Origin of the sequence: Novosphingobium clariflavum (assembly GCF_026420865.1) — a bacterium.
Classification (GTDB): Bacteria; Pseudomonadota; Alphaproteobacteria; order Sphingomonadales; family Sphingomonadaceae; genus Novosphingobium; species Novosphingobium clariflavum.
The window spans coordinates 1-1,938 of record NZ_JAPCWC010000073.1 but is presented as its reverse complement, the minus strand read 5'-3'; the positions used below and the strand labels follow the sequence as shown (position 1 = coordinate 1,938).

1 protein-coding gene is annotated in these 1,938 nt (G+C 56.6%); it reads left to right on the top strand.

The genetic code is table 11. The features are described from left to right. A partial coding sequence (locus OKA11_RS24265) for an IS3 family transposase (RefSeq protein ID WP_267225177.1) occupies positions 1–481 on the top strand: 481 nt, incomplete at its 5' end. Positions 482–1,938: the final 1,457 nt, after the last annotated feature.

Below are 1,938 nucleotides of genomic sequence, written 5' to 3'. Positions count from 1 at the left end.
CGATGTGACCTACATCCCGATGCGGCGCGGCTTCCTGTACCTGGTTGCGATCATGGACTGGGCAACCCGGAAGGTGCTGGCGTGGCGGCTATCGAATACGATGGATGCAGGGTTCTGCGTCGCGGCGCTGGAGGAGGCGCTAGCTCGCTACGGCAAGCCTGAGATCTTCAACACCGACCAAGGCAGCCAGTTCACGTCGCAGGCCTTCACCACTGTGCTGCGCGAGGCCGAGGTTCGCATCAGCATGGACGGGCGGGGCCGGTGGATGGACAATGTCTTCATCGAACGCCTTTGGCGATCCCTGAAGTACGAAAGCGTTTATCTCCACGCCTTCGAAACCGGCTCGGAGTTGAAAGCTGGCCTTGGCCGCTGGATCACCTATTACAACACCCAGCGTCCGCACTCGGGCCTGGCCGGAAAAACCCCGGCCGAGGCCTATCGGCGGATCGGGCAATCAGATCATGGGGGCATGCCCCCATGATCTGATGATCAAACAGGCGGCGTGAACGACAACCGGGATTAGCTTAACTTAGCCGCCAAATTGTCCAAGAAGGCGGGACCACCTCAGTCATGCTTCACGGCAATTTTACTGTATGAACCGAATGCTCTTTATAGCCTTGGCCAGCACAGCAGTTTTGATGCTCACGTCCGCATGCGATAGCGATATGTATGCCGACACCTCAGCATGTCGGGACGATAACCCCAGCACGCCATGTCCAGTTGATAACGAGGGTTTCGGCAATGAACACGCAGAGGCTGAGGTGGCAGCGCCGCACTGATATGCCGAGCAAACGCACAAGAAGCTTTTTATGAGTTCACGGCCTGACAAATAACCCGGACCACTCGGTGGGGGCCGATCATGTGGGGGCCTCGGTGGTGTGGAGCCTTTGCAAGGCCCCGTAATTAGGCCCCGATCTTGCGCGATTGCAGGCGAACAAGGGCAATCACTGACAACCAGAGGCCGCCCTGGAAATAGCTAAAATAAAAGGATTTTTTAATCAACTGCGGCTCGTGCCGAACAGGATCTTGGAGCGGGTGAAGCGAACACGCCGGAACAGTAAGTGAACAAATAACAGAGCGGCGAGGGTCCTCCCTCGCCGCTTTTGCATGTCCGCCTCCGCGCCTACTCCAACGGACTATCAGCCCCCGGATGGCGTCGTTAATGCCGGCGCCATCCGGGAAGGCGCTTGGCATTTTCGCGTCTTGCGCCCGTCGCCGCGATCGCCCGCACCAACTGCACCCTTGCGCACAGATCCGCACAGCCGGCGCCACCACCACAGGATGTGAGATCATAAGCGGACCAAGCGCGAAAAGCCGCAGCCTACCGTGGGAACCTTGAGGGACATGGGTGTGTGTCGCAACCTCCTAACATTCCTAATATCGTAGGTTCTTCAATATCTTGAGCGATAATATATCCATAATATTATTCTAATCAGATTATATATATGAGACGTAATATCTCACGTTTTGAAAACCGTTGTTTTTCAATGATATAAGGTCAGAACTCAAAAAATATTATGTCCGATTAGGTCGGTGGCATAACCTGAAAAATGGCTGTTTTCTGCGGGTTTCACGCGTGATTTTTCGCCTGATTAGGAATGTTAGGCGGTTGCGACGGATGGGGGGTGGCCTTGGCCGCGCAGCAGGCCGGAAAAATGCACAATTTTCGTTGAAGAAGGCGAAAGCGAGGCGTGGGGGCGAGGGCGTTTGGGAGGGTAGAGGCAGGTTCCTTCCCCTCGGCCGCACCGCGTTGCGCCGATGTGTAACAATGTTGCGCGATGCCCGACCCGGGGCTGTCGTGCACGATTGACGGGCACCGCGCCTGGTCTGCGGGCATGCGAAAGGGGCCGAGGATCACTCCCCGGCCCCTGGCGTTCCACTTGCGAAGGTCAGTAGTTCGAGTCTTCGAATGTTGAGAACGGCGGAGCAATATTCGGC